The 1,451-nt window shown below is 67.1% G+C and carries 1 protein-coding gene; it reads right to left on the bottom strand.

What is annotated here, in order from left to right; genetic code table 11:
• Positions 1-86 precede the first annotated feature (86 nt).
• Positions 87-1,451, bottom strand: a 1,365-nt coding sequence (locus EN781_RS32460) for a sugar ABC transporter ATP-binding protein (RefSeq protein WP_145965789.1), incomplete at its 5' end; no start/stop codon positions are given.

The raw sequence follows: 1,451 nt of genomic DNA, 5'->3' as shown, positions 1-1,451 counted from the left end.
GGCTGCGCAGCATGCGCGCCCGCGCCGCCGCCCCGCCACCCGCCGACGACGCCTTCAGCCTGGTTTCGAGTGAGGCCGCCGTCATCTCAGGCCGCATCGCCGAATGAGGACTGGATGATCTTCTCCTCGGTCAGCTCGTCGCGTCCGAGATTGGCGACGATCCGGCCGTTCTTGAAGACATAGACATGGTCGCAATTGTCGAGCTCTTCGGTTTCGGTCGTGTACCAGAGGAAGGTGCGGCCCTTGCGGGCTTCCTCGCGCACCAGATCGTAGACTTCCAGCTTGGTGCCGATATCGACGCCGCGCATCGGGTCGTCCATCAGCACGATCCCGGCATCCGAGCCCAGCGCGCGGGCAAACAACGCCTTCTGCTGGTTGCCGCCGGACAGCGAGTAGATGTTGTTGCTCATGTCGGGCGTGCGGATGCCGATCTTGTTCTTCCAGAATTCGGCAAGCTCGGCCTCGCGCCGCGGCGAGATCAGGAAGCCGCTGCGCAGCCGCGCCAGTGAGCGGATGCCGATATTCTGCGCGATCGACCATTGCGCAAAAATGCCGTCCGACTGGCGGTCACCGGCGACCAGCGCCACCGGCGCGGTCACCTCTATGCCGGTCCTGGCGCGCTGGGCAGCGCCGAAAATCGCCAGCAAAAGGTCGGTTTGCCCGTGGCCGGCGAGGCCGGCGAGCCCGATGATCTCGCCCGCGCGCGCGACGAGCTCCTTGCCGTCCTGCTGCCGCGCCGGACGTGCCTTGACCCGCAGCGGGCCGGCCTCCGCCTTCCTTGTCTCCGCGGCAGTTCTCTGATGCCCTTCGGCGCCGCCCATGGTGGCGACCAGCCGATCGCGGTCGAAGGCGCTTGCGGCGTCGGCGGCGACGACCTTGCCGTCGCGCATGACCACGATGCGGTCGGCGTTCTGCAGCACCTCGCCCAGCACATGCGAGATCAGGATGCAGCTGCCGCCGGAAGCGACGAAGCGGCGCACGAACGCAAGCAGCTGGCCCGCTGTATGCGCGTCGAGCGAGGAGGTCGGCTCGTCGAGGATGACCAGTGCCAGCGGATCCTCGGTCAGCGTGAAGGCGCGGGCCACTTCCACCATCTGCCGCCGGCCGATTGAAAGGTCGCCGGCGATGTCGGAAGCGGAGATGCCGTGGTCCGGAAAGATCTCGTCCAGCTTGGCGGTGATAAGGTCGGCGGCCTTGCGTCGCCAGCCGAAACCGGTGAGCGAAGGATGGTTGATGCGCGTGTTCTCGGCGATGCTGAGGTTCGGGCAGAGCGATAGTTCCTGGAATACGCAGCGTATGCCGAGTTGCTGCGCGCGCGGCACCGAATAGGCCTGCTCGGCGCTGCCGCGCACCGTGATCGCGCCGCTGTCGGGGACAAGCGTGCCCGCCACCATGTGCATCAGCGTCGACTTGCCGGCGCCGTTGTGACCGACGAGACCGACACATTCGCC

Source organism: Mesorhizobium sp. M4A.F.Ca.ET.090.04.2.1, from assembly GCF_003999085.1.
GTDB lineage: Bacteria > Pseudomonadota > Alphaproteobacteria > Rhizobiales > Rhizobiaceae > Mesorhizobium.
This window is presented reverse-complemented; position numbering and strand designations above follow the sequence as displayed.